We start from the raw sequence: 22,159 nt of genomic DNA on the forward strand, positions 1-22,159 counted from the left end.
GTGAATGACCGGCGCCTATCTTTGTAATACATTTGTATTGCTATCGTCTACAAAATAGATTACAAAATACCGCGAAGATGGCAATTTTCCCGGAGATACCATGAAGGAAGCACAACACCCGTTAGCAGCGTTAATAATAGCAATCATGAACAATAAGGGCGGACCTGGTAAGACTAGTTCAGCCACGAATCTGGCAGTTCATTATGCCCGAGCAGGCAAACGCACATTGTTGGTTGATTCCGATCAACAGGCCAACACCACCGAGGTAACAGCCAACGGTAAAAAGTACTATTCCATGTACGGGCCGACCATTTGCGATCTCTATAGCAACCCCAAATTCGATATCCACGACGCTATCGTTCCGGCTATGGCAGGGGATACTCCTATCCCGAATCTTGACCTGATACCTTCAGACCCAACGTTTGAAAAAGTGATCGAACAAACGTTAGCTCGAAGTCATCGCGAAAAAATACTTGCTCGCCATCTTGAGAAAGTCAGAAACGAATACGAATACATCATTGTCGACTGTGCGCCAGGGCTTAATATTGCAACCGGCAATGCCATCTATATAGCTGACCATGTTCTGATACCAGTTGATGGCAGTAGTTTTTCTTTAAGTGGCATGGAAACCATGCTGGACTATATGGATGAAATATCTGAAAGCACATATACCCGCTTCAGCGTATTCCGTAGTAAACACAACGGCTCAAATAAAATAATTAATAACTTTATCGACAAAGCACTGACAGAACACGAACGCATATCATCACGTCTGATGAGCACCCGAATCCGTACTGACCAGGCTATTGTGCAATCTCAGGTTGCCTGTGTTCCGCTGTATTACTATCAGAAAAGTGCTATGGCCTTAGTAGACTACGCGAAACTCGCACGTGAGTTAGATGAACTTTTAAAACGTGAGGTGGCATAATGGCCAAAGATCTTGATCGCCCTAAGATGGAAAAACCCGACCGTTCTACGGTGCAGAGTCGCCTGACAAATATTTCGGTCAAGAAGAAAAATACTTCAGGTGAAACGCCAAAAACAATTCGTATGACCCTTAATGAAAAAATGATAGCGCAGCAGCTGGTTGAGCAAATCCAGGCGCTGACGCACAAGAACATCACTGTGTCGACATTGTTACGCGCAGGGCTGTATCTGGCTCAGTCTGCCGGCCCTGAGAAAGTGCTCAAAGCCATAAAAGAGAACATCTGACACCCTGAATTTGTAATTCAAATGAAATACAAATGTATTCAAAATCAGTATAAATAGCATCGCCTTGAAGCCCTTGATTAAGGGCTTTTTTCGTTATAAAAACTACATCTTTTACAGATCCATGACCTGTCCAACATGCATTTTTCCTACCAGAATGAGTGGGTTATCCCATTTATTGACTTATTTTTCTATCACGTTAAGACATCTCACCCTAGGTCCGATATTATCATCCCAGTCGTCAGCTTAACGGGCGACAACCTCACGCTGCAGCTGGATAACAGCCGCAGCACACTCAAAAAATCTGAGAGGATTTCTACATGGAAACTCAAAGAATTAGATATAGAAACTTTACAGAAGGAATTATTCATGCATCTATTTACCGAGGACCTACATAATGTAGTAGCTCCATTCTTTGCCAGCGTTGAAGAAAACTCATATTGGCGTTTGGCTGGCATGTATGGGTAATGAGATAACCTAAATGCGACACCGTGAATGCAATAACTTAAATACGATAGCCGATGAAGACAAATCAATCAGTTACCTTCCAGAAACGGTTAAATTATGCCCTTATAGTACAATAATTTCCGTTTCCCAAACTGACCCCTTGAGGGGCTGTCAGGGTAACAAGAATGAATAAGGGGGCTATAGTGCCCTTTCCTTCAGGATAGTCCAGGTAGTCCCCCTCCTCAGCTGTTAAAGTGACGGCGTAACAACAAACGGTTTGATTTGTCATATAAAAAACATTCAGTTTGTTATGCCTTGATTTTAGACAATTTTTGCTCGATGAAATTTACATTTCCCGCACAAGCTGTCATCTGTACTCTCGCATTTTTACTTTGCGCTACATCAATAAAGAAGAAACTAAAGTGAGTGCCGTTGGATGTTATGTTACTCATAATGTTCGTGAAGTGGCGAATGGCGCGGAGTTTAGCGTTGTTGGGACGTAAAAAAAGCCCGACTGGTAATCGGGCCTTTTACATCCACCACTGAGCTGGTACTCAGATGTGGAGTGGAACTATCTTTAACTGACGTTTGAATGATACCCCCCACGACTTGAACTAATCAATCTGATTTACAAGTACCAGACAAGACATTGAGTTAACTCTGGCTGATAACAGGTGGTGCTGTGTCAGTACCGTAACCAGAGTGGAGCTATCTTTAACTGACATTTTAGATAAGCCGTTATGCAGGGTGAAAAGGTTCATTCCGGCGTTCCACTCTCCCATATGGGGGAAATATGGATACTGTTCTGTCGAAAGTCATCCTTGTTCTGAAAACGCTTACCGCATTTTTAGAACTGATCCGCTGGTTTTTCTGAGAATCAGTCGTGTACCAGGCCAGCGCAAGCTGGCCTTTTTTGTTTCTTACAGCCATCCTGGCATTACCCCACTTCTCCCAAACAGCACAAAACAGCCTGTAACCCGCATGGCTTCTGAAGCAGGGGTGCCAGCTGGGCGTCAGCGCGAAGCTGGCCAGCAAGCTGAATTACCTCTGTCGTTCCTGCACCGGTGAGTTGTCCGAGCAGAACGACCTGTTCCGGCTGACCTATGCGCTGGAAACAGCCAAAGATATGCACTGGAACTATCTTCTGCTGAGTGATCGGGAATGGTCCGGCCGGAATGCCGTGCCGCTCAGTGCGGGCGTCAATGGCATTTATCTCTCACGGGTCAACCTCGATGTCGCTTTTGACGACAGCGGCCGACAGATAAATCCGCTGACAGCGCGTCTGACTGGGAAGGTAGCGGGGGGTAATGAAGCTGTTTAATCGCTGTGGCTGGCTGGCAGAGCCTGATGCCTCCCTGCCCCACCAGTATTCGCTGATGGCCAGACAGGGAGTGCCAGGAAAGGGGGATTAGTGGCGGATCTGCGCTAGGGCGTCTTCAGTCAGACCGGTCATTTTCATGACAGTATTACGGTCAATGCCGTTCTGTAGCATAGCACGGGCAATTTTCAGAGTGGCCTGACGCTCACCTTCTGAACGGCCTTTTTCAATACCGCGCTGTTCACCGAGCTGCAGACCTTCAGCCCTGCCCTTCTCGATGCCTTTCTGTTCAAGCTGTTGTGCGATGGTCATAAGTGCGTCTCCGTGTTGCGGCACACGCTGTGCCAGTTCGCGTACAAAGGCTTCGGCGTCCGATGTTTCGCCTGCCTGCACTATATAGTGTACCAGCGATATTACCTGCGATGAAGACAGATATCCGGCCAGCAAAATGGGCGCCAGCCGATCAACCAGTTCAGCCAAGTCCCGCTGGTGAATATGTTTCTGCAGTAGGGTCAGTGCAGCCATGCTGCGATGCCCGGCGATTTCATCATCCGGAATGACCGTAACGTCTACCAGCGGAAAAGCGCTGCTGTAGAGTTTGCCTGCCAGCGCCGGATCGTCAAACTCATCCAGCCACCGGGTTGAGTACGGATACGGGCTGCGTTTACCCGTATAGAACAGCACCGGTATCACCAGTGGCAGTTTTTTATGCCCTGCCTCCAGGTGTCGCTGCATGGCGGCTACCGCATAGCGTATGAGGCGGAAAGCCATATGTTTGTCCGGCGTTGACTGGTGCTCGACCAGGACATGAATATATCCGTCGCCGGCTGTAGTTTTCAGGCTGTAGAGGACGTCGCTGAAATACTGGCGGAGATCATCCTCAACGAACGAGCCGGATTCCAGCTTCAGCGTGCTGAGATCACAGACTGCGCGCAGCTCTGCGGGCAGGTGAATTTCCATGAAATCACGGGCAATGTCCGGTTGCGTCAGGAACTGCCTGAACGTGGCATCGTGGGGAGTAGGTGTGCTGCTTTTCTTCTTCATCAGCCCTAGCTCTGAAAAATGACCAAGCTATGGTATCACAGCCTGGAAAACGCTGATATTGGTGGTGAGAGAAGTTGTCATTCCTTCAAGTGGTGGTTATTGGGGTCAGTTTGGATATCGAAAATTATTGTACTATAAGGGCTTCCCCGGCATGTCAACGCCGGCGTTTACGGTTTCTGTCTGCACCAAAGTTAAAAATAAAGGGGAGAGACTGCGGTACTATAAACGGCCATGATGAATCGTCATCGATTCGGACCCTGATGAAAGACGCGCGTGAGGTTCTTGTTCGTTAAGCGGATGCATATATCCTGTACAATAGCCAGATAGGCCTCACGGGGTCTAACCCTTTATCATCAACGAGTTGCAGGTCAGATGGTTATACTGCTGCTTCGTGCTTTAGCTGGCTGAGTACAGCCTGAAATCATCACCGTAATGCAATGATTCCCAGCACAGTCTTGCATGTTACGCACGGGTATCAACCAGTCAGCAGTCTCTCGATATTCAGGTTAAGGGGCTTAAAGAGGCAGGGGTGAAAGCTAATCGCATATTTACCGACAAAGCGTCCGGCAGCTCTACAGACAGAGAAGGACTGGATCTGCTGCGTATGAAGGTGGAGGAAGGTGACGTCATCTTGGTGAAGAAACTCGATCGCCTCGGACGTGATACTGCCGATATGATTCAGCTGATAAAAGAATTCGATGCTCATGGAGTGGCTGTCCGATTTATTGATGACGGGATCAGCACCGACGGGGAAATGGGCAAAATGGTGGTGACTATCCTGTCAGCTGTAGCTCAGGCTGAACGCCGGAGAATATTGGATCGTACAAATGAAGGTAGACTGGAAGCAAAGCTAAAAGGTATCAAATTTGGTCGCAAAAGATCTGTAGACAGGCTTAATGTGCTGTCGCTTCATCAGGCAGGAACTGGAGCAACGGAAATAGCTCGTCAGCTCTATATTGCTCGCTCTACTGTATATAAAATACTGAAAGATGAGAAGGTTGAATAGCATTCGCTAATCTATAAAATTATTGAAAGGATACATCATGGATACAGGTAAACAACTGAGGCTGAATATTTTAGTTAAAAGTGCCGAAGATAATATTATTAATTACTTTAATAAACACCATTGGGAATGTGAAGTTACTGGCTCTTACCCACATGGAGAATATGTAATTATTAAAGTGAGCAAAGGAAGTGTCAATTACAATTTAGCCTTGCTTTACTCATGTGCAACTGACAATTCCGTTTATAAAAACCTAGATAAGCTAGTTGACCTAATCGTTTTAAATGGAGATTTTTACCATCTTAAGTCTTATGCATATGGGATATCAACAGATGTTATTGAGCTTAAATCACTACAAACTTACATCATCAAATGGAATACGTCAGCCTCTGATGGTAAGTTATCACTTGGCGGTCAAGATATTCCTTCGTTTAAACCTAAAGAATTTACAAATCATATCCAGTCTGAGCAACCGATAAATCAAATCTGGAGCCAAATTAAACAATTCAGAACTATGGGGTTAGCCGAAAAATTAATACAACAGCGTTGTAATCATTTTGGGGCCAAACTTGAATATGACGTTATCAAAGCCAAAGCATTAGGTCTGGCATTTTGTATACAAAATGCTTGTGACTACTTTGAGGCAGCCAGCAAACAAAAATTAAATCAGAGAGTTGTAAGTCTTTACTACGGTGCAATAGCGTTGGCATCTGCGGAAATGCTAGCGTCTCCTAAGGGGCCTACGTCTTTGCAAGAAGTTGAAGATATGACAAAATTTGGGCATGGTTTGTTCACATTTGATTCAGTTAGTGACAATCCTTTTGAAGGGTTTGTCGTTGGTGTCCTATCAAACGGTTTTTTTTGTAAATGGATGGATTTTCTTGGTTGCGATGTTACCTTATATCCTAGTAAAAAACCGCGTAAAGAAACAGATATAGATTTATCAAACGAGTATGTAATAACGTTAATTGAATTATTTTCGCACATACCTGAGCTCGAAGAGCTTCTTAGAATGGTATCAGATACATCTATTAATTGGCTTACTTTTCGTTATGATTCCGATGCAAATGGATCGTTTCGTTTTAACACTGAAAAGAAGCGAGAATCTTACGTTTCAATTAATGATATATCCTGCTCGAAAACCATTGATGATATTGCAAAGTTAGACCTCCCTATTGAACAAATAGAATATGTACAATCAGAATATCCTGGGTTACATTTTAAAGCTTTAGTTAGGCATCCAAATGATGAGTTCTGGCACGGAGTTATAAAACAACATCATAGCCCATTCACTGAGTCTAGCTATATCATACCAATATTCGGTGGAGTTTCTGAGTATAGATGCATTACAACCGTTATTTTATATGCATTGTCAATATTAGTTCGATATCGTCCGAGTATATGGCGGGAAGTTGCATCTGGAAAATATGAAGATTATCTGGCTCTCACAGATGAATTTTTATCAGTATTTGAAAGATTAGCACCGGAAAAATTTCTTGAGGCTTTATTAGATTCAAAGGTTAGGGTCGTTCAGTCAGGATCTATGTTTGCTCACATATAAAATCATTTAGCAATAAGGAAGCTGGCCGACGGTCGCTTGGATAAATGGGTTATCGTCGCCAGCCCCTTCTCCACTATGCATGCAGGGCTGTCGCGCTTTGGAATGAGAATAGTAAGTTTCTTGCTAAAGTCTTTTAATGTAGGTTTTCGTTTTACTGCACATCATAAATAATTCTATTTTATTACAATGTGTTATGTTCTTATCGTACGTTTTCGTTCCATTGGCCCTCAGACCCCAACGTCATCCCTTCTTAACCGGGCGCGGCTGCGCCCGGATTTCTGCTTTCCGTTTTCTGTAATTTCAGGAAAAACCGCCCGATCACCGAAAACCACAGGATATTGCGTGCAGCCTGCTTCAGAACACATCATCCAGGCATAAACGATCCAGAAACGATCCTTTGCTGCCGCTGGCCTTGATTTATCTGTTTCCTCTTTATGGTATATTTCCAGAAATCGGAAATTTCAGGGTTCGGGCTCTGCGGGTTTTTCCAGTGGCAACAACCGCTGCGAGCGACGAAAATAGTCACAGAACTTCACCAGATCGCGCTACGTGAAAAATTTCTGACGAGCAGGGGTCATCTGCAGCAGATTTTGCGTAGCGCACGAGAAAACGGGGACACCATGAATCTGCCCTCTTACATGCCTGGCTCCCCTGCCCTTCCCGTCACCGCGGTACCGGCCGGATTCGATTACGGCCGCGCGCTGTCGCTGCGGGAGATGGCCAGCCATTACACCGAGCTGCCAAAATACCTGCTGGCGCCGGAAGTCAGCGCCCTGCTCCATTATCTGCCGGACTGGAATCAGCATGCGTTCATCAATACGCTCTGGAATGTCGGTGCCCGGCTCAATGAGGCGCTGGCGTTAAGAAGGCGGGACTTTCACCTCAACGATGAGATTCCGCATGTGGTGATCCGTACCGCCAAACAACGTCGCGCCGGCGGCGGCCGCCCGAAGAAAGGTAAAAGCGCCAACCGCGTGGTGCCGCTGTCGGACCCGGCCTATGTGGATGAGATGCGCCGGCTGTTCGCCAGTACGAAGGAACAGTTTGAAGATGACATCATCACCGGCGAACGTCGCGCGCGACCAGTCTGGTCGGTGTCCGACCGGACGGTCAGAAACTGGCTGGTCCGGGCCATCGATGCCGCCGGCCGCGACGGTGTCCGGTTCAGTATCGCCATCAGCCCGCACACGTTCCGCCACAGTTTTGCGATGCACCTGCTGTATGGCCACGTGCACCCGAAAATTATTCAGGGGCTGATGGGCCATGAAAAGTTTGAGAGCACCGAGGTGTATACGAAGATCTTTGCTCTCGATGTGGCTGCCAGCCAGGACATCCGCTTTACGCTGAACACACAGGACGCGCTGCAGCTGCTGCGCGCCAGAACTGACTGAGGCAACAATGCAGAAGTTAATCATTCAGGAAAAACATAATCCTCCAGGCGATGATGTGCTGGCGCTGATCGAGAATGGTATGGACTTCCTTGATAAGGCACGTAAAGAGCTGGAAGCCAAAGAGTACAAACACTCGATAGTCAGTTTCTGGACTGCCGTCGAGATTATGCTGAAAGTGCCGCTGGTCCATGAGCACTGGAGCCTGGTTTGCATAGGTAAGCGGGTTGTGCGCAGTAAATATCTCGTGGGAGATTTCCAGTCAGTTACTTATGACGACGCCATTACGCGGTTAGAAGATGTGCTGAACATGCCTCTGCCAAGCGAGACCAAAAAAGCGTTCAACATTATCAGGCAGCATCGCAATCAGGTGGTCCACTTCTATAAGCCGGCCTTCACTGAGAAGGACCAACAAACCATACTCTCCGAGCAGGCTGCAGCCTGGTTTGCGCTGAACCGCTTTATGCGAGAAGACTGGGCATCCATTTTTGGTCCTTTACACTCCTGGCAGCTTGCCAGGAGTGAAACTCTGCTTCTGCAGGGAAATAAATTCTATTCAGCAATACGACTGGAACAGGTTAAGGCTGATCTTGATAAACGCGTTGCCGGGGGACAAATTGTACAACGCTGCGATGAATGCAATCAGGATGCTGCAGTAACAGATACGATCGATACTGGTCATCATGAACTCCCTGTTTTATACGAGCGACATTGCCTGGTTTGCTCCAGCCTCTCCGGGTACATACGTATGCATTGCCCGGCTTGTGGTGAGGAAATGCCCTGCCAACAAGGGGAGTTTACCGTCCGCTGTAGCAAATGCGATGTTAACCATGAACGGTATGATGTTCTTGATGAGAGCCAGTTTCACTCCAACTGGGATGACGAGTTTTTGCCTGCCGGATGTACTCAGTGTATGAGACCTGGAACGGTGGCTAAGTTTGGAAATGGCTACCTGTGTACTGAGTGTCTTAGCTTCTTTAAGACGTTAATGGTATGCGAATGTTGCAACCATGCGATCGACTCTGTCCAGGAGCTTAGCTATATCCGGGGATGCGATTTCTGTGACGGTGATAAGCGATACATGGATGACTAATGTATTACATTTGTATCTCAAATGAATGTCAAATATGTGTTCTCTAAGTTTATATAATCAAGCTATAAGACATTGTATTAAACAATATTAGAATACATATGTATTCTAATTGTATTACAAAGGGGTTGTTAATTGTCTACCTGGACAGAAATCACCATCGATGATTATTTAACCATCTATCCAACACAGAACTCATACCATCTTTGGTTCTTCCAGGAAGGAGACCGGGTCCGGGAGGTACATACAGCGGACGAAGACTTACGATATGACGGGGCATTTATCGGCTATCGAGCTTCTGTTGGGCAGATTAAAAGGAGAATGGAGTTAAATGGGTATGATCGCGATTCGCTGGAGCGTCATTTCTCTCATGCACTCAATTCCTGGAAAACCGAACTTGGGGAAGAGTTCTATGCACTAGAAGGAATTCAGGACAAAGAGGAATATGACACTCGCAGATACAACTGGCTCAAACTGGCCTTGGGAGCCCTGGAAAACGCACGTTTGGAAGACTGGATTCAACGGTTTAAACAAACAAAGGATTGGCCCAGGAACGATGACTTTCACTTCAGCGTATATGAGTGGGTTGAAACTGATGATCCTGTTCTTTCGCTTATGCTCAGCAGTGTCGATGAGTATTGTGAGTGGGTGCGTAATTCCAGTTACAACTTCCCTTGTATTGATTACGACTTCTATTCTTTTGCGCTGCTGCTGGCGTCAGACGATAACGCATTATGTGAGCTTAATTTAAGTGAGTTAATCTGGGATGAACGTATGGACGATTTCCTGGATCTCGAAGAAAGAAACTGTGGTGCCACAAAGCCATTACGTAATGCGAGAAAGAGCCTTGATGAACTTCTTAACCTGGCTAACCAGAGTACAGAAAACTCTGTTCTTTTGCGTATGTGCTATTCAGGCATCATCACCGTGATGGAAGTATATCTATCCGACATATTTTGCCGGTCTGTAGAGCATGAATCCGTCAAGCGCCGTTTTGTGGAGAACTATGCCAAGTATAAGTCAGTGGAAAAAAAGCCCCTTTCTGAGGTTTACAAACAGCTCGAATCACTTGATAAAATCATTGAAGATGATCTGCAAAGTTTGTCATTTCATCACATTCCTACGGTAAAACAACTCTACGATAACTGCCTGCTCATTCGCTTTCCCGAACATCTTTTATCTGGTATCGCACAGGCTGTACAGATTAGGCACGACATTGTTCACCGTAACGGGCGCGATGTGAAAGGAATGCACCACGAGATATCTATTAAGCACCTTAAAAACTTAAATGCTAAGATGAATAACTTCCTGAACTTTATAGACCAGCAGGTACTAGATGCTCTTGAGAAACTTTTTATTGATGCTCAACATGATGAAAATAAACAGTAATAGCAAAACAATGAAATACATATGAAATACAAATGTATTCGTCATTGTCGGTTTTTGATGATGTGAGGAATGGTGTTTTTGTAATACAATAGAATTACAAATGAAATTCATTTGTAGCAAAAACTGAAGGGGGGTGGAATGAAACTTGTCTGGAAGGAAACCCCACGGGGAAGAGTTCACCGTGAGCTAAGCTTCGTCGAGAAAATGGCTATCTCGCACGTTGTCAGCCGTGCATTAACCCCCACCAGGGCAGACCTCCTGCTGGCCAACAAAATCTTCACTGAGATGGATACAAGGCAGTTATGGCTTGAATGCGATTGCCTGGCCAGCGCAGGGAAGAAGCCTCTTAACTGCGAGGTTAAATCAGCCACACTCCGACATTTATCGACGTCACCCGAACATGACGCGCAATGCCCGCTGTTCAGGATGAAAAAGGGGAGGGAAGGCGATGGCAGAGGTCAGGAAGCAAAAACCAGCCCACTAAACCCTGTTGGCGGTAATGACTGGTTGCCTGATGAGGTGGACAAAGGAAAAGTGACGGGCGTACCTACCCCAAGGGGACCCCAGGCTCATCGGAGAAAATCACTGAAGCCTGTCCCGGCAATCGGCCGCAAACTGCTGACGCTCATCCAGGCTGCGGGGCTTAACCAGCTAGAGTTGCTGTCTGAAAATGGTGCCCCAGGCCTGATTAGCGCGCTCAACAGGGTAAAAGAGGTTGTGGCTACCAGCTCGATGGAAAATGGTATCCCTCTGTCGTCCATCATCAGCTGCAGCCCTTGGATGAATAGTTTCCGTATCAATGAGTCCATGAAAGCTCTGATTAGCGATACGAAAATTAAAGACGAGAACAAGGCCGCCTGCTTTTACATCGTTGGGCTGAGTAAACATGTCACTCATCAAGAAATAACCTTCACCGTGAAAGGAACGCCATACACACATAAGCCTGTAGCTCGTGTCCGAATAAACGGGGAAAACTCATATAATGCCGGCAGCAGGGCGCCGTACTGGGTGATTATTGAATATCGGTTAGATGGTAATGGCGCAGCGTACTGCCATGAAGGATATGCTCATGCAGCCTACGAGCTTGATAACCCAGTTCCCGTCGACAGTAACAAAGAACGCGAGACGCTGAAAGTTATCCTCAATGCCGCTGAATACGTCGGGAAGTGTGACAATTCGCCATCAGCAATGAGTCTGCTAAAACCTCTCTTTACCCTAAAAAGTGGGCCTGATAGTGAGGTCGTCCACCCCGATTTCATGCTGAACGTCGTGCCGGCGGGAAAAGACATTGTGGGATCGATTATCATCGAAACGATGGGTAATGATTCAGAAGAATACATCCAGCGTAAAGCAGGAACTCATGAGTTGATGGCGCAGCTGGGTGACCTTATTACTGATCCACCTGGTTGGCCAGAAGCTCCCAGGACGACATTTAACAAATTACTGCTGGCCCATATCTTTAACGTGGGAAAGTAAAAAATGCAGCTGCATGCCTATGGTCCAGGGTAACAGTGACAATTCACCCTCAATTTTGGTGCCGCTCGAAGGTTATGCTGGACTGATAGGCTCCGTGTGACAAATCACCCTCACTTTTCCTATCGTTGTGGTGTGACAAACTGCACTGTTCTGAACCGTGACAATTTGCCCTCAAATTTTGATGTTTATCGTTCCATCCCTGGGCTGAAAGCCCCAGAACTACGGAATAGGAGCAATAAAAAAGGGCAACTGTGACAGATTGCCCTTAACTCAGATTTAATATCGTGACAAATAACCCTCGCTAACAGTGACAATTCGCCCTCATCCAATCAAGCTGCATTTGACGCTATATCACTGAAAGTAAATACAATATGAGTAGTCTGTCGGCCTTTCTTTTTTTCTAAGTAGGATAACCGCATAGGCGTGCGGCTATTAATTTCGTCAACGCTGGCTTGCAGGAAACGGCGACGAAAATCCGGCATGCGCTGGTAGCTCTGCGGAAGCTGATAGCGCTCCATGATCCAATCGATACCGAGAGATACCACGCCAGAACCATCAGGTTTACGGTACTGGCACAAGGATTCGTACAACCTCATCGCGTACGGATTGGTGATCTCCTTCGTTTCGCTGAGCCGAAACTGTGTAAAACGGCTCTGCAGGCCGATGAAGAAAGGGATGAGATATGGGTTTATATGCACGCTGTAGGTGCCGCGCGATGGGCTGTGAGCGCGTTTAATAAACCACGGAAAAGACTCGTAACCCTTCTCGCCAGCGGCATCCTCTTCCGGCCGGTAAAATACAACCTCTTTGCCACTGAAGCCTTTCAGAGCCTGCCGTATATCCTTACTTGCTTCAGCTGAAGTCAGGCCAAACGTGGCAGCGTAATGCGCTACCTGTATCTCGCAAATACCATCATGTTCCTGCAACGTGCCGTCAGATTTTCTTATCTGATTAACAAACAGATACAGCATCCGCTTCTGATCGCGAGAAAGGCTGTAGGCCGCTTCAGTGAGCTCATTCGACTGAACAATACGGGGGCTGTTCTTCCGGTTTTTTTGATTTATCAGCGCAATATCCGTCATGACCTGACCATGTTTTATGTGACAGGATTCAATCCTGTCACAGTGTGAACGGAAGTGTCAACTGATTGGGATAACTCTGTGATTTTACGCAGATCCTGAGGGCAATTTGTCACAGGGTTGAGGGCAGATTGTCACTGAAAAACGGTGTTTCTGAGGGCAAATCGTCACAGTGAAAGGGTGATTTGTCACATCAACAGGGCTGAAAGCCGCATGGTTAAAGGGCTGGAGCGGCCTCTAAAAAGAAGATCTAAAAACCTCTTTAAAAAAGATCTTATAAAAATATCAGGTGGATATGTGGATAACTCAACAAACCTCTCTGACAGTATCGGTGCGTTAAGCGGTTTATGTCAGCACTGGTGCCCTGGTGCTTCCTCGCTCACTAACTCGCTACGCTCGGGACGTGAGGCTGCGGCGAGCACTACCGGCGTTCTCTAAGATCAATAATGCTTTACAGCCTGGCTACCGGTATATCACTCCATCGAGTTGTGTATGCTGGAGATAAAAGCTCGCGTTTCATTTGCCATTCAGGTGCAATTCCCCGGCCTGCGAACCAGACCTTTCCGGTACCGGAGTTATTGATTTTATCGAGTACCTGCATCAACTGGTCACTTCGGGCATGAGGTTGCACATCGTCGAACAAGTTCAGCTGCGCAACGCCAGTCGGCGTGAAATCATTGAGCATGACACCTGCGCGCGCATATCGATGTCCATCGTCCCAGATGCGATCGAGCGATTTAACTGCGGCCGTAATGATATCGCGGGTGTCTCTGGTTGGCGCCATCAGCTTCTCGCTGGCCACGTTCCCGTAGTAAGGCTCGGCGGCAAACGGAGATGTTTTGATAAAAACAGCTACCTGGCGACAATACTGCCGTTCGCCACGCAATTTTTCCGCTGCTCGTTCAGCATATTGGCAAACAGCCTGTCTCATCGCCTCATACGTCGTTATACGCTCTCCGAATGACCTGCTGCATACAATCTGCTGTTTCGGGGCTGGAGCGTCTTCCAGAGCGATACAGGACTCCCCATTCAGCTCCCGGACAGTTCTCTCGAGTACCACATTGAAATTACGGCGGATAAAAACAGGATTTGCCTGCGCCAGCTGCAGTGCAGTAGTGATCCCCATTGTGGCCAGCTTTTTAGAAATACGGCTGCCAACTCCCCAGACTTCACCGACAGGCTGCAGTGATAATAACTTTTCGGTTCTCCGCCGGTCACCGGGGCCAAGCATCAATACACCGCCGAATTGCGGCCACTCTTTGGAGGCCCACTGGGCTGATTTTGCTAAAGTTTTGCTACTGCCGCCACCCACTCCAATGGTCAGTCCCGTTCCGTTAAGAACGTGTTCCCGCAGCTTTCGCCCATAGTCCTCATAGCTGATACAGGTCTCAAGTCCCTGGAGGGTGAGGAAACACTCGTCGATTGAGTACTGTTCGGCGCGAATTGCCATCTCCTCAATTCTCGCCATGACTCGATTAGAGAGGCTCGCGTACAATTCATAATTGCTTGAAAAAACGTATATTTTTTCACTTAACTGCATGCTTTTTAGCTGGAACCAGGGTACGCCCATTTTTATGCCCAATTTCTTCGCAGGCCCGTTTCTGGCGATCACGCAGCCGTCGTTGTTGGACAAGACGCAGATAGGTTTACCCCGCAAATCTGGCCTGAAAACGGCTTCACAGGATGCATAGAAGCTATTTACGTCAGCCAGCGCGAACATTGAGGACATTAATTAGCACCTCGGGTTTTGTGAATGAAGGCAGTTACGACGCCGAAAATCTGCAGCTGGTCAGGATCTGGGTACAGCGTGGGATATGACGAATTCATAGGGTGTAGCGCTAAACGAGGTCTTAATAGCAACTGCTTCACAGTGAATTCGCCATCTACTTCTGCGATGACAATATCACCATGTTCTGCTCGCTCTGATTTATCCACGATCATCAGATCCCCACTGTGTAGACCAAGCTCAGTCATGGAGTCCCCAAGGGCGCGCACAAAGTAAGTCGCGCTGGGATGACGAATACAGTACTCATTAAGGTCCAGCTCTGACTCGGTGTAATCAGCCGCTGGGCTGGGAAAACCGGCAGGGCATCGTTCAATGAACAGGGGGCTTGTCTGGCGTGCTGGATTTGCAACCGGCGTGATAATGCGCAACATGTTAAACCTCTAAAATAACTGTATGCATATACAGTATATAAGCAACAAACCAAAAATCAATCATGCAATAAGTTGCTCAAATTGAGTCAAATAAGTTACCTGAGAATGATGGTTGTGTTGTTTATGGCTTTTTATTTAACTCAATTTGAGCTAAATAAATTGACCGAATCTGTAAATGGTGTATTGTTATGCTCAAATTGAGCAAAACAAAGGGTTCAAAATGATGAATGTCTACTGTGATGATGGTTCTACTAACGTTAAACTGGCATGGTTTGAACACGGCGAGATGAAAACAGCGGTGTCTCCAAACTCATTCCGACATGGCTGGAAAGTGGCTGATTTCGGTGGGGCGTTTAACTACCTGATCGGTTCAATGAAATATTCGTGGGACCGGGTTAGCCGTGATGCCGTGTCGACCACAAACGTGGAATACCAGTATGGTGATTTGAATCTTCTGGCTGTGCATCATGCTCTGCTGAATAGTGGGCTAAAGCCGCAGGACGTGACGCTGACGGTGACGTTACCGCTTAGCGAGTACTATGATCAGGATTGTCAGAAGAACGAAGAGAATATCGCGCGCAAAAAAGCGAACCTGCTGCGCGATATTTCCCTCAATAAGGGCGAGGTGTTTAACGTTCTCGATGTCATTGTTATGCCGGAGTCGTTACCTGCATCTTTTAGTCGCCTGTCAGAGATTCAACCTGGAGCAGGGGAAACAACGCTGATTATCGATCTCGGCGGAACAACGCTGGATGCTGGCGTGATTGTCGGTAAATTTGAAGACATTAGCGCTATTCACGGTAACCCATCGATTGGTGTCTCCCAGGTGACTCGAGCTGCGCAAGCGGCACTGCGCGCGGCCGATACTGAAACCAGCCCGTTAATTGCTGACCAGGTTATTCGCAGCAGAAAAGATCGTGCATTTCTTAACAGCATCATTAATGATGCTTCAAGAATTGACTATGTCGTTGACAAAATTGAAGAAGCAATTGAATCGCTGGGTGTTCGGATCGTCAGTGAACTGACGAACTTCCGCAACGTGAACCGCGTGCTGCTGACTGGTGGCGGCGCAACACTGATTGAAGATGCTATTCGGAGCGCATGGCCACTGGCGAAGGAGCGCGTAGAAGTAATCTCTGAACCTCAGCTGGCCCTGGCGCGCGAAATTGCTCTCTTCCAGAAAGAGGATTAATCGTGCCTGCAGGCAATTTTTCTATTTACCTTTACCATGATGACCCAACAGATATGCGGGCTCAGGCGACTATTGAACGGACATCACAACCACTGCGCGGCGAATTTCTCCGCGCAGCGGCGATATCCGGGGCCATCATGTATCGGATAGATATGCGTCTTCCTTCCGTGCTGACTGCTTTGTTTGCCGGTCAGATGCAGGTAGGACTTTTTGCCGGTTTGTTGGCACTGCTATCAGGGGAAGGAGAGCTCTTAAAAACTTCGGATCAGGAAACCTATCCCTGGTCGCCGGATAAACTCTCCAGCTCGTCAGAACGCCGGCGTTTTTCGCTGAAGATTAACGACGATGTAAACGCCGGATTACTGATGAGCATTTTAGGCGAAGTGTCGACGCGTAGACGTAATTCACTGTTGAGAGAACTGGTGATTGCCGGCTGCGCGATACACGACCTCGATGCCAGATTTGTGAAGTTGTTATCGAGTATGCCTGAACCGCCCGTTTCCATTCAGGAACTACAGTTACTGACAGATAAGATGCTGGGCTTAAGCACGCTGAAAGATATGCCGGCAGTGGCGAAGGAAGCTAAGTCCTCTGAACAGAAACCTGCATCTGGTAGAAACACAGTCAAAGAAAACATGAAAAAAATCTTTTGAGGGTGATCCATGCTCAACCCAAAACAATGGATTCTAAAAGTTGTTGTGTCCTATCTCCGCCGGAAGCAGGTACCACAACACTTATGGCCAGAGAATATCAAGAAAATCGGCAGCTGGTTCTTTTTAGGTTCAATACTGTCCATAGTCCCTTTGTTGATCATGGACCACGTTCCTCTGGCACTAATAATAATGCTTCAGTTAATGTTTCTGGCTTGCATTTTTTTCGGTAACTTTCTGAACGATTATGCCAAGAAATAAGTTCTGTCTGTACGTCGACATGAAAGGCCTGCTTAATCAGCGGGCCTTTCTTACTTACTGAGTAGAACTTTAAGTCCTCAGCGACATAACATAGCCCAAGTTTTTTATCTTAGTGAGAATGTTAGGGCCCATGTGGGGATTAAGTATATCTAGGACCTAACTTATTTAGTGCTGTCTTGCCAAGAATGACGGGAGTATATTTTATTTTAAAGTATTCTTTCGGTGTTATTCCTTTTAAGTTTCTAAAAGCAATATGCTGAAGGTTATCTGCATGGCCAAAAATTAAACCACCGTATAATTCTTCCGATTTATTTATGGCTGAATCAGGGGCAGTTCGTGTATTGATATATGTACCGATGGTACAATCCAAAATATAGTCATTATTTATGGTTATCCATGCATGGCAGTCAAATATTGGTGGAATTCCATTTTCAAGCCATTCGACACATTTATTCTGGTTAAACTTAAATCCCAATTGCTCTGATAAGAGAACCTCGCCAATTGTTATGTTTGCGGAAATGGAACGATAATGGTCATTTATAAAGCGAAGAATTTGAAAGTGAACATTTGCACAGTCCCCGCCAAATGTAATGATTGGGTTGAGATTATGATTAAGGTAATTATTAGTGTAATCAAAAAACAAACCAGAAAGTTCTTTAACTAATTCTGAAACATTCGCTTCGCAGTCATTCATGGGATATGAATCTAAAGGAAACTGTTTCTCAATAGTAAATTTTTTTGCATCTTCAAATAAATTTCTATAAGTTATACTGTTCATATCTTGAATTTTGTTTATCATATGTACCCTTTCTGAAATTTATAATTAATTAATAAAATACACAGTTGATTATAATACGTAATTTATTAAATAATGTAAGTGTTAAAAGTAATTTTTTTACATATCAGTGTCTAGCTATCGTATTATAAATTATTTAATTCGGCTAACGTCCGCTTTTGGTTGCGAAGAACGCGGATTAACTTCACACCGGAACAGAAAACGATTATCTGTGACAGATATAAGCGAATTGATGTACTGAATAATATCACCTGGATGTGTGAGAAATATCACTCATTTATCATACCCACTATACTCCAGAGTAGTGGATACGGCTCCCTATATTCGAAGCGGCAGTCGTTAACACTTTCACTTGATGAAAGAAGTGAAAACTCCCGAGCGCTAGACTATAAATCACCCGAAGAGAAGTTCAATAAGCGTGTTGCATCCATCGGCTGAACTTACGGTACTTAGCGGATGTTGATAATGGTGCGTGTTAATCTACGGGGAGCAAGTTAAAGCACCCGAAGGTGCTTTTCTTATTACTTGAATAACCCTAAAACTTTCCACATGAAAATAAAGATCATTAGAATCATGCTTCCGTAAAAAGGAAGCATTGTTTTAGAAAATGCCACGCCTAAACAGCAACCAATATCTTTGCTATAGACTGAGGCATTCATTGTGAACCCTTCACTTTTTACATTTCCATTTACGACTTCTTCGTACAGTTTCCTGTACATTTTTTCTTGAAGAAGAAAGAATGTATCCAATCCCCAAAAAATAGCTAAAGGGAAAAGAGCTAGATATGCAAAAGCTGAATTTTCTTTATCGGATGATAACGCAAATATTGCGGCAATCAAAGCAACGCTCCAGCCTTTGATTATAAAGCTGTTGCTACCCATTCTGTTTATAACACCTTGGATGAAACCAAGATGCGCTATTTTTTCATCCATAGAACCTCCAAATTTTTCAAATAGAGTTATACAGAAAATCTAAAGCATCAGTTCCTTTTCTTCCACAATTCTGCAAGGTAAGAATATGCCTGTTCTCCAGAAGTAGCAGATGCTTTAAGTTTAAGTCATACTTTATTGACATAGCTTCATCCATAGAGAAACTTCTCTTTTCCATAGAAGCTTCAACAATCATTCTATTTGGTTGCTTTACTCTAAGTAATCTTGTCGCTTCTATTTCTGCATATATCCAAGGTGATTCAGTTCCATCGCTCTCAATAGATCCTTTACATGAAATTGAGTTAGGAGTATTCAAGAATATAATGCACTCACATTGGTCAATCATCTTTGTAATTGAAGTTGCCAACATCATATTCACATGGCCATTTGTGATATTTCTTTTGTCATAGTCATAATACCCACTTTCTTTAAGGCAGAATCTTGTATCCAGTTTTTTCAAAAGTTCTGTGGAATAACCCCAAACACAAGAATCAATGAATGATGTAAGGCCTAGTCTATTGTTTAACCACCCGGCTAGCTTTATTGCTAGTGCTTCATCTTTATGTGAGTGGGAGATAAAAACATTGGCTTTTATTTCGGGAAACCAATCTTTCATTATTGTTGTTGCGACCAGACTTCCATCACCATCAAAAAATGCATCAAGTCCACTTTTAGCAGCAGTGTTATTTGCTTTTTTTATGGCTTCACCATGTTGTAAATAACCAAGAAAAGCATCATCATCTACTCTTAAACTATATGCTTTGTACATCACCTTTTCCTATGACTCTTTAAATTCAGCTAATTATCCTTCAGTAAAGGATAAAAAAAAAGCACAAGAAGGTGCTTTTTTCATGCCTGTGACCTGCGGAACATTGTAGTTGCAAACTGATTTGGCCGCATAAGCACAAGAGTAAAATGCCTGCTTCTGGCAATAAAATGCCCGTAGGATAAATGGAAGTAAGCACATTTGAACCTGTCGAGTATCTGGCAGTTTACTGTGGTCAGCTTGCAACTACAGAATGTACAGCTATGCGTGAACTGAACGCTGTACCTGACTGTAGTACCCTGAAGTCTATTTGGATTAGTTTTACCCATAAGGATGGCGGTTCCCTCCACTTTTTATGCCGCCATGCGGCGGCAACTATGCACGCCGTGCCTTCACGCTAACCCGGCGGCTTCGGCTACAAGGGTACGCTGGCGCCAACATCCTCACCCGTTCTCGACATAAACGGAGCATTCAGCCCGTTTATGTCTGCGCTGCGGCTTCCGGTGTTTGCCCTTGTTTCCTCAGCTGGTCGCCGGGTTTTTGTGGCGGCACGGCGCAACAGGGTGCCGAATTTCAGAGAGGAGAGTGCTATGTCCCGTTTTATCCTGGGTGATTGCGTACAGGTTATGTCCCGTTTTCCGCCCCGTGCAGTCGATTTTATTTTGACTGATCCTCCGTATCTTGTGGGTTCCGCCGGGTAATGGCGACGGGGTACACGCTGGACACGGTTTATATTACCGACATGAAAACCGTAGAAATTCCAAAAAAATAATAACTAAACTCCCCGGTTCCTCCGGGGAGTTTTAACAGGTGATTAGATATGCGTAGCGAACTCAGAGAAAGAATAAACGCGACTCGTGCAAGAATTGAAGGGCGTGCGCCGGTAGCCGAAATCCGGGCGAGCTCTCAGCTCTTTGTTTCACCGGCTCCGGTTTGTCGTCGTCTGGTTGAAATGGCCGATGTTTGTAATACAGATGTAATACTTGAGCCTAGCGCGGGAACGGGTGCCATATTACGCGCTATCAAATCAGTTGCGCCGGCGGCGCAGTGTGACGCAGTAGAGCAGAACGGCGATTTATACCGGTATCTACAGCAAATATTGATGGCGTTAACGTGATTTGTGGCGACTTTCTGGAGTACGAAACAGAGAAACGCTACAGCAAAATCATTATGAATCCTCCATTTCAGCACGCACACGATATTAAGCATATCCAGCGCGCGCTAATGCTTCTTGAACCCGGCGGGGTGTTGGTGGCTATTTGTCTTAACGGACCGCGCCAGGAGCGCATTCTTAAACCGCTGGCTGTTGCCTGGGAAGTGTTGCCGCGTAATACGTTTACATATACGGAGGTTTCGACGGTTATCGTCAAAATTCTGGGGTAAGGGTGTGCGGTTTCAGGCGGGGTAATTTGCCCCGTCTGGCCGCGCCGTAAAAGGCCGCGCGCCTGCGGCGCAGAAGTGACTCGCGCTGACGCGCTCCTCCCTTCAGTTCGCGGCATCTCCTTTTGCCAGCGATAGATATTTACTCTCTTCTCCATTTTCAACTTTGCCATTCCGCTGCCGGTGTTCGGCATTGTTCTCTTTCTGCTGTGCCGGTGCGGCAGCTGCAGCACATCAATGGCCAGAACCAGAACCAGAACCAGAACCAGAAGCAAAAGCCTGAAGCTGGCCCCCTTCGGCTCCCGGTCCGTGTTGCGGCCCGGTCGTCGAGCCCCACTCCGCCAGGCATCCGCTGCGCGGCCGCCAGTCTCCGCCGAACCCCTGCGGGTTTCGGGCCATGCGGCTAGGGTCTGATGGCTGATGTCAAAGGCGCGCTTGCTGCGGCCGTGCGGCCGCGCCGCTTTAACCGCGCCGGCGGCGCCGTCGCTCTGAGTGCGCCACGCCGTTCCGACGTGTCGGGTGTGTGCATCCTGTTCCCCCGGTGACGCCATCCCCCGTGTGTCCTCACGCGGAGGGCTGTTCGTAGCACCGTCGGGTCGTCATACAAGGGGTGAAATAAACGCCGGCAGAAACTTTTTGCGGGCAAAAACTTTCAGCCGTCGCCCCTTTCCTTCCTCCCTTCGCCGTTGCTCCTTTGCCCTTTGCCGCGAGAGAACTCACCAGGGAGATGGACAACCATCACCACAGGAGAAAAACAGGATGAACACACGAAACGTCAACGTCAAAACCGCCGCTCAAGAATCTTCCAGGAAGATGGGGGAAGGGCGTATTTCACATCTCGTGGATAGCCTGGTATCACTTATTCGCGCTGCACATCATGAGTCAATTTATTCGGAAGCCTGTACTGAAGAAGCTCATGCGCATTACGGGTTGAAATTCGGTGTGACTGAGCGGGTTTACGCTCGCTTGAGTGGGTTAATTCGGGGATTGAAATCGCCGTTTATCTCATACATGAGGGAGAAAA

17 protein-coding genes and 6 pseudogenes are annotated in these 22,159 nt (G+C 46.3%); 16 read left to right on the plus strand and 7 right to left on the minus strand.

Going from position 1 to position 22,159, the window contains the following annotated elements:
* Positions 1 to 100: 100 nt before the first annotated feature.
* The 3 genes and pseudogenes from AB2B48_RS24620 to AB2B48_RS24630 all read left to right on the plus strand — a co-directional run.
* Positions 101 to 928, plus strand: coding sequence for a ParA family protein (locus AB2B48_RS24620; protein WP_368302053.1), 828 nt, complete (start codon positions 101 to 103; stop codon positions 926 to 928).
* On the plus strand, positions 928 to 1,212 hold the full coding sequence (locus AB2B48_RS24625; protein ID WP_368302054.1) for a hypothetical protein: 285 nt from the start codon (positions 928 to 930) through the stop codon (positions 1,210 to 1,212). The genes AB2B48_RS24620 and AB2B48_RS24625 overlap by 1 nt, the downstream gene beginning before the upstream one ends.
* A 1,426-nt stretch (positions 1,213 to 2,638) precedes the next feature.
* A pseudogene (locus AB2B48_RS24630) lies at positions 2,639 to 3,068 on the plus strand (hypothetical protein); the annotation flags it as partial.
* Here the strand turns inward: AB2B48_RS24630 and AB2B48_RS24635 are convergent.
* Positions 3,065 to 4,018 (minus strand): Rpn family recombination-promoting nuclease/putative transposase, encoded by a 954-nt coding sequence (locus AB2B48_RS24635; RefSeq protein ID WP_368302055.1) that lies wholly within the window; start codon positions 4,016 to 4,018, stop codon positions 3,065 to 3,067. The pseudogene AB2B48_RS24630 and the gene AB2B48_RS24635 overlap by 4 nt on opposite strands.
* A 499-nt stretch (positions 4,019 to 4,517) precedes the next feature.
* On the opposite strand from AB2B48_RS24635, the gene AB2B48_RS24640 reads away from it, so the two are divergent.
* The 6 genes from AB2B48_RS24640 (at position 4,518) to AB2B48_RS24665 (ending at position 11,925) form a co-directional block, all read left to right on the plus strand.
* The gene (locus AB2B48_RS24640) at positions 4,518 to 5,024 is read left to right on the plus strand and encodes a recombinase family protein (protein ID WP_368302069.1); all 507 of its coding nucleotides are present in this window, start codon (positions 4,518 to 4,520) and stop codon (positions 5,022 to 5,024) included.
* A gap of 37 nt (positions 5,025 to 5,061) precedes the next feature.
* Positions 5,062 to 6,582, plus strand: coding sequence for a YaaC family protein (locus tag AB2B48_RS24645; protein WP_368302056.1), 1,521 nt, complete (start codon positions 5,062 to 5,064; stop codon positions 6,580 to 6,582).
* Positions 6,583 to 7,202: 620 nt separating this feature from the next.
* A complete protein-coding gene (locus tag AB2B48_RS24650) occupies positions 7,203 to 7,973 on the plus strand; it encodes a tyrosine-type recombinase/integrase (protein ID WP_368302057.1) in 771 nt (256 codons plus the stop codon).
* A gap of 7 nt (positions 7,974 to 7,980) precedes the next feature.
* Positions 7,981 to 9,063, plus strand: coding sequence for a hsdR (locus AB2B48_RS24655; protein WP_368302058.1), 1,083 nt, complete (start codon positions 7,981 to 7,983; stop codon positions 9,061 to 9,063).
* A 132-nt stretch (positions 9,064 to 9,195) separates the two neighbouring features.
* Positions 9,196 to 10,449 (plus strand): HEPN/Toprim-associated domain-containing protein, encoded by a 1,254-nt coding sequence (locus AB2B48_RS24660; protein ID WP_368302059.1) that lies wholly within the window; start codon positions 9,196 to 9,198, stop codon positions 10,447 to 10,449.
* Between the two features lie 138 nt (positions 10,450 to 10,587).
* A complete protein-coding gene (locus tag AB2B48_RS24665) occupies positions 10,588 to 11,925 on the plus strand; it encodes a hypothetical protein (RefSeq protein WP_368302060.1) in 1,338 nt (445 codons plus the stop codon).
* Between the two features lie 329 nt (positions 11,926 to 12,254).
* Here AB2B48_RS24665 and repE read toward each other — a convergent pair whose 3' ends face one another.
* The 3 genes from repE to umuD form a co-directional block, all read right to left on the minus strand.
* Entirely contained in the window at positions 12,255 to 13,007 is a 753-nt protein-coding gene (repE, locus tag AB2B48_RS24670; RefSeq protein WP_284961038.1) for a replication initiation protein RepE, read from the minus strand.
* A gap of 448 nt (positions 13,008 to 13,455) precedes the next feature.
* Positions 13,456 to 14,724 carry a translesion error-prone DNA polymerase V subunit UmuC gene (gene umuC / locus AB2B48_RS24675; RefSeq protein ID WP_368302070.1) on the minus strand — a complete coding sequence of 423 codons (1,269 nt, stop codon included), beginning with the start codon at positions 14,722 to 14,724 and terminating at the stop codon, positions 13,456 to 13,458.
* An 8-nt stretch (positions 14,725 to 14,732) separates the two neighbouring features.
* The gene (gene umuD / locus AB2B48_RS24680) at positions 14,733 to 15,161 is read right to left on the minus strand and encodes a translesion error-prone DNA polymerase V autoproteolytic subunit (RefSeq protein ID WP_368302061.1); all 429 of its coding nucleotides are present in this window, start codon (positions 15,159 to 15,161) and stop codon (positions 14,733 to 14,735) included.
* A gap of 223 nt (positions 15,162 to 15,384) precedes the next feature.
* Here umuD and parM point away from each other — a divergent pair, with 223 nt between their 5' ends.
* Positions 15,385 to 16,353, plus strand: a complete 969-nt coding sequence (gene parM / locus AB2B48_RS24685) for a plasmid segregation protein ParM domain-containing protein (RefSeq protein WP_368302071.1) — start codon at positions 15,385 to 15,387, stop codon at positions 16,351 to 16,353.
* A gap of 2 nt (positions 16,354 to 16,355) precedes the next feature.
* Entirely contained in the window at positions 16,356 to 17,006 is a 651-nt protein-coding gene (locus AB2B48_RS24690) for a plasmid partitioning/stability family protein (protein ID WP_368302062.1), read from the plus strand.
* A gap of 397 nt (positions 17,007 to 17,403) precedes the next feature.
* Here AB2B48_RS24690 and AB2B48_RS24695 read toward each other — a convergent pair whose 3' ends face one another.
* Entirely contained in the window at positions 17,404 to 18,063 is a 660-nt protein-coding gene (locus AB2B48_RS24695; protein ID WP_368302063.1) for a hypothetical protein, read from the minus strand.
* A 159-nt stretch (positions 18,064 to 18,222) separates the two neighbouring features.
* On the opposite strand from AB2B48_RS24695, the pseudogene AB2B48_RS24700 reads away from it, so the two are divergent.
* Positions 18,223 to 18,444, plus strand: a pseudogene (locus AB2B48_RS24700) (IS30 family transposase); the annotation flags it as partial.
* A 137-nt stretch (positions 18,445 to 18,581) separates the two neighbouring features.
* Here AB2B48_RS24700 and AB2B48_RS24705 read toward each other — a convergent pair.
* Positions 18,582 to 18,992 (minus strand): hypothetical protein, encoded by a 411-nt coding sequence (locus tag AB2B48_RS24705; protein WP_368302064.1) that lies wholly within the window; start codon positions 18,990 to 18,992, stop codon positions 18,582 to 18,584.
* A gap of 16 nt (positions 18,993 to 19,008) precedes the next feature.
* Entirely contained in the window at positions 19,009 to 19,758 is a 750-nt protein-coding gene (locus AB2B48_RS24710; RefSeq protein WP_368302065.1) for a toll/interleukin-1 receptor domain-containing protein, read from the minus strand.
* Between the two features lie 587 nt (positions 19,759 to 20,345).
* Between AB2B48_RS24710 and AB2B48_RS24715 the strand changes: the two are divergent.
* The 4 pseudogenes from AB2B48_RS24715 to AB2B48_RS24730 all read left to right on the plus strand — a co-directional run.
* Positions 20,346 to 20,444: pseudogene (locus tag AB2B48_RS24715) on the plus strand (DNA methylase); the annotation flags it as partial.
* A pseudogene (locus tag AB2B48_RS24720) lies at positions 20,444 to 20,527 on the plus strand (hypothetical protein); the annotation flags it as partial. The pseudogenes AB2B48_RS24715 and AB2B48_RS24720, both read left to right, overlap by 1 nt.
* Before the next feature lie 48 nt (positions 20,528 to 20,575).
* Positions 20,576 to 21,138, plus strand: a pseudogene (locus AB2B48_RS24725) (methyltransferase).
* Positions 21,139 to 21,894: 756 nt separating this feature from the next.
* A pseudogene (locus AB2B48_RS24730) lies at positions 21,895 to 22,159 on the plus strand (hypothetical protein); the annotation flags it as partial.

This window comes from Kluyvera sichuanensis, assembly GCF_040930405.1.
In the GTDB taxonomy this organism is placed as follows: domain Bacteria; phylum Pseudomonadota; class Gammaproteobacteria; order Enterobacterales; family Enterobacteriaceae; genus Kluyvera; species Kluyvera sichuanensis.